The sequence below is a fragment of the Cutibacterium nasicola genome, from assembly GCF_051303185.1.
Lineage (GTDB): Bacteria > Actinomycetota > Actinomycetes > Propionibacteriales > Propionibacteriaceae > Cutibacterium.
This window is the reverse complement of record NZ_JBPPGE010000012.1, coordinates 1-4995: the sequence shown is the minus strand read 5'-3', so window position 1 is coordinate 4995 and position 4995 is coordinate 1. Positions and strand designations below refer to the sequence as shown.

At 65.7% G+C, this 4995-nt stretch carries 3 protein-coding genes; all 3 read left to right on the top strand.

Annotated elements, in window-relative coordinates:
* A partial coding sequence (locus tag ACSJJT_RS12175) for a glycosyltransferase family 4 protein (protein ID WP_435918526.1) occupies positions 1-828 on the top strand: 828 nt, incomplete at its 5' end.
* 1 nt (position 829) lies between these two features.
* Positions 830-2752 carry a glycosyltransferase family protein gene (locus tag ACSJJT_RS12170; protein WP_435918525.1) on the top strand — a complete coding sequence of 641 codons (1923 nt, stop codon included), beginning with the start codon at positions 830-832 and terminating at the stop codon, positions 2750-2752.
* A gap of 134 nt (positions 2753-2886) precedes the next feature.
* Positions 2887-4995, top strand: a 2109-nt coding sequence (locus ACSJJT_RS12165; protein ID WP_435918524.1) for a glycosyltransferase family 4 protein, incomplete at its 3' end; no start/stop codon positions are given.

Sequence of the window (4995 nt, the reverse complement as noted above, 5' to 3'; positions counted from 1 at the left end):
TCCCACCTGGCCAAGGCCGATTTCCTGTCGGCAATGGCTTCGGTGGGCACCGGAGTCAAGCTGGTCTCGACCGAGCACACCATCCCGACGGACCGGTTCATGTATCACCCGAACCGGGCTTCGGCAGTCTTCATGGAGACAGCCCACCGTGTCCGGCTGCACCGATTCGCCCATGTCATCGCCGTGTCTCAGGCGACAGAACGGGAAATACGTCACCAGTGGCATGCGAAGGGGCCGATCACGGTCATGCTCAACGGCATCGACCGTCCCACCACCCCGCCGTCCCGCGAGCCTGGTCTGCGGTTGCTGTCCCTCGCGCGACTGTCGAAGGAGAAGAACATCTCCGCGACGATTCGTGCCTTCGAGCACATCACCCGTGAGCATCCGGAGGCGACCCTGACGGTGGCCGGGACCGGGAGTGAGGAAGCCTCTCTCAAGACCCTGACGCGCCGCTTGGGCCTCGAGGACAAGGCGAGCTTCCCCGGCTTCGTCCGTCCCGGCGAGGCGATGACCAACCATGACGTCATCGTTCAACCCTCAAAGTCGGACAACTGCTCCTACACCCTCCTCGACGCCCTCGCGCAGGGAATGGGCGTGGCCGCGAGCCCGGTCGGCGGCAACCCAGAGATCCTTCCTGCCCGGTGCATCGCCGAGGCCGATGACGTCGAAGCGCTGGCGGAAGTGGCCATCCGGCAGGGACTCCGCCTGGACAACCGCCCCACCCTGACCGACGCCATTCCCACCGTGGCGAACATGGTTGAGGGCATCTCGCGGGTTTACCAGCAGGTGATCGAGGGCTCCTCCCGGCGGTGGGGGAGGAGGAACTGACATGACCGTCGCCCTGCACATCATCACCGCCGCCCTGCTCTTGGGCGGCCTGTACGGCCTACTGTGCCTCATGGCCCGCATCTGGACGATAGCCCTGTCCGTCCCCATGACTTTCGCGGCGGCCGCGATACCCGCGATCGCAATCGGGGAGGGACTCTCGGCACTGCACATCCTCACCGAGGTGTGGCTCACAGTCATCGCGTCGGTGTTGTCGATCGCGGTCATCATCACCGCGGTGTTGACGCGCTCCTGGCGGCACCCCGAATACTTCCTCGCCGCCGTCGGCCGGCAGTGGCGTGGCTCGTCGTGGGTCGGACGCCTCGCCCTGCTGTTTATCGGCATCCTCGCGATCGTGACCTTCGTCACCGGGGTCGCGACGGCGCCGAACAACATCGACTCGCTGGCGTACCACTTACCTAAGGTGGAACAGGCGTTCCAGAACAGCACCCTCGGCGACTTCGCAACGCCCTACCCGGCCCAGTACTACCTGCCGGCCGGCGCGGAGATCATGACGGCCTGGCTGCTGGCGATCTTCGGATCCGACCACTTCATGTTCCTCGGGCAATGGACGGCAGGACTGGCCACCGCGCTGGCGATCTTCCGTGCGTCCCGCAACCTGGGGGCGTCGACGACGTCCTCGTGGGTGGCCGGGGCCTTTCTCCTGTCGGCCCCGCTGGTGATCGGCGAGTCCGCGACAACCCAGAATGACCTCGTCGCCACGGCCTTCGTGGCCCTGACGGTCGCCCTCGTCAGCCATCGGGCCGAGGATCACGGCCGCGCAGCTGCCCTAGCTGTTGCCCCGGCGACGGCGTGTGCGACCCTGGCTGTCAAGCCCACCGCGGCCCTCATCCTGGCCCCCGTGATCGTGTGGGCCGTGGCGAGGATCATCCGCCACGGCAAGGAGGCGATCATTGGGGCCCTCATCGTCTCGATCGTCTCGGTGGGAGCCCTCAACGTCGGCTGGGCGATTCGCAACGACGAGACCTTCGGACGCCTGACCGGGCCGGACCTCGGACTGACCGTAAGCGGGAACCCGGGACGCGCGCTGGCAGCCAACTCGATCAAGAATCTCGGCCCCAACCTCGCCCTACCGCTGCCGGAAGGCAAAGGGTCCGCCCTCGGATCGATCAACTCGTATCTCTCCGAAGGCTTGAAAGAGGCATCGGAGGCCGTCTCCGGGGTTGACGTTGACGATCCCCGATACTCCTTCACTCAGGGATACTCACTGGATTCCGAGCGTAACGAGGACCGAGCCGCGAACGTCGTTCAGTTCGTCGTCACGATCGTCATACTGTTCCTCGTCGCCCTCCATCCGAGATCCCGGCGACTGGCATGGATACCCGCGGTCCTGCTACTGGCCAGTTACGCGCTCTTCTCAGCCGTCGTGTGCTACCAGACTTGGATCGGGCGGCTGATGCTCCCGCTGCTGGCGCTCTCCTCCGTCGGTCTCGCCCTGGCCATAACACCCCTAAAGCCCAAGGTACGGGGAGTGCTTGCCCTCCTCGTGGTGGCCGGCTGTGCGCTCCAGTGCCTCCCTTGGCTGGTGGCACAGAAGTGGCGCCCGCTGGTCGGCGGAAGCTCCGTCATCAAAACCGATGACGCTCGGGAGCTCCTCGCGTCAGTTCCACCAGAGGAGAGAGCGGGCTGGATCGACACGGCCGCCCATGTCCGCTCCCACGCCCGGGAGGACAGCGTGGTCGCGCTGGCCGGCGAGCACTCATACGTCCACGAGTACTGGTGGTGGCGGATGGCCTGCCCCGACGAGACATGCCGGATCATCCACATCGACGTCGACAACGCCACCCGGAAGTACGAGGACCGGACCAAACCGGACTTCATCATCGCTCCGACGGACAAAATAAAGGTCCACGACGGGTACCAGGTCTCCAAGTTCGGGACGGTGACCCTTGAGAGGGCTCGATGACACCACCGGCGGGCGCCAAAACCTCCCGAGACCGCAATGGCGCCGTTCAACCAATGCCCTCCGGGTGGCCCCACACCGACACTCATCCACCGTCAACATCCTCATCTCGTACTTGTCTGGAGGTAACTGACACAGTGACCAGTTTCACCATCGCCTCGAACCAAGGCACGATGGGCGGCGGTGAGGTCATGATGCTCGCCATCGCCGAGGCCGCCCGTGAATTGGGACGCGACGTCACCATCATTGCACCCCAGACTCCCGGCGACGTTGTTGAGGAAGCCCGCAAGCGGGGTTTCCGGGTCATCGCCATCCACGGCGACACCACCGGGAAGTACCTGGAGAATCTGCGTCGCTGGGACGCGAGTGAGCGCACCGGGCTGCTGTGGTGCAACGGGCTGCGCCCGGCCTTCGCCACCTCGGGGCACCCCGACCGGGTCGTCCACCTGCACCAACGCCCACTCGGAAAGCTGCGCGCCCTGGCTGTCGTGGCCCGTCATGGGACCCTGGCAACGGTCGTCCCCTCGGCATCGATGGCAGAGGCGGTCTCCGACGCCCGGGTGATGTGGAATTGGAATCCCCCAGCACGCCACCGTGCTCCTCGCCCGGTGGAGGGCACCGTCACAGTCGGATTCCTCGGTCGACTGTCATCCGACAAGGGGGTCCCGCGACTGTGCGAGGCGATGGCCGAGTTGAAGCGCCGGCACCCTGGGCGATTCAGGCTACTGCTGGCCGGGGAATCCCGGTTCGTCGACCCGGCCGACGCCCAACTCGTCGCCCGTCGCATCGCGAGTCTGGGCGACCTCGTCGACCACCGCGGCTGGATGGACCGTGACGAGTTCTTCTCCTCAGTCGATCTCTCGGTCTTCCCATCTGTATGGCCCGAGCCCTTCGGCCTTGTCGTCTCCGAGGCAATGTCGGCGCGCTGCCCCTTCGTCCTCACCGATGCCGGGGCACTGCAGGAGGTCGCCGGCCCCGATCATCCCTTCGTGGCGCGAGCGGACGACGCCACCAGCCTGGCCGATGCCATCGAAAGGGCCGCCGAGGGCTACAACAAGGGTCTCCTGGACGCAGCTCACGACCGCTGGCAGGAGAACTTCTCCCCCGAGGCCGGACGCGCCCGTCTCGCGGAGATCCTGGCTGACGTCGATCCGGAGCCCGACCAGGGCGCCCCGCACGTCGCCATCGCCCACGACTACCTCACGCAACGAGGTGGTGCAGAACGTGTCGTCACCCAGTTCGCCAGAATGTTCCCGGAGGCCCCGATCATCACATCGGTGTATGAATCGGACCTCACCTACCCTGAGTTCTCCACTCATGAGGTCATCACCTCTCCGCTGAACAAGATCGGATGGCTCCGTCGCCACTTTCGAGCCGGTCTTCCGCTCTACGACTGGGCCTTCGACCACACCGAGGTGCCGACGGGGACGGACACCGTTCTCGTCTCGACAACCGGTTTCGCGCACGGGGTCAAGACCCCACCGAACTGCCGCAAGGTCGTCTACTGCCACTCCCCCGCCCGTTTCCTCTACCTGGCCGACGACTACCTCGGCGGACACTGGTGGCGATCTCCCAAGGGGATCGTCCTCAAGGTGCTCACCCCACCGCTACGACGTTGGGATCGCAGGGCCGCCGCGTCCGCGGACGAGTACCTGTGCAACTCGACAGTGGTTCGCGACCGTATCCGTGACGTGTACGGGATCGAGGCAGCAGTCGTGCATCCGCCGTACTCCCTGAATCCCACCGGCCCCCAGGAGCCACTACCGGGACTGGATCATCCCTCCTTCTTCCTGGTGGTCAGCCGCCTCATGCCCTACAAGAATGTCGACATCGTGCTGAATGCCTTCGTGGATCTGCCCGATGAGCATCTGGTCGTCGTCGGGTCAGGGCCATTGCGCGATGAATTGCACGATCTCGCCCCCGCCAACGTATCCTTCTTCGAAGGCATCAGTGACGCCCAGCTGCGTTGGGCCTACGCCCACGCGTCGGCGGTCATCGCGCCGAGCAAGGAGGACTTCGGGTTGACCCCCGTGGAGGGCTTCGCCTTCGGAACCCCCTGCCTGGGGCTACATGCCGGTGGCTACCTGGACACCGTCGTGGACGGCGTCTCCGGACGATTCTTCGACTCCGCAACCCCCGGAGCCGTGACGCAGGCCATCCGCCAGTTCCGCGAGAACCCTCTCGAGGAGCGCACCGTATTGGAGCACGCGGGGAAGTTCTCCCCAGAGACCTTCGCGAGGGCCATC

What these genes read in the sequence shown, in the direction of transcription:
- ACSJJT_RS12170 (WP_435918525.1), top strand. Translation starts at nt 830, where the DNA reads ATGACCGTCGCCCTGCACATCATCACCGCCGCCCTGCTCTTGGGCGGC.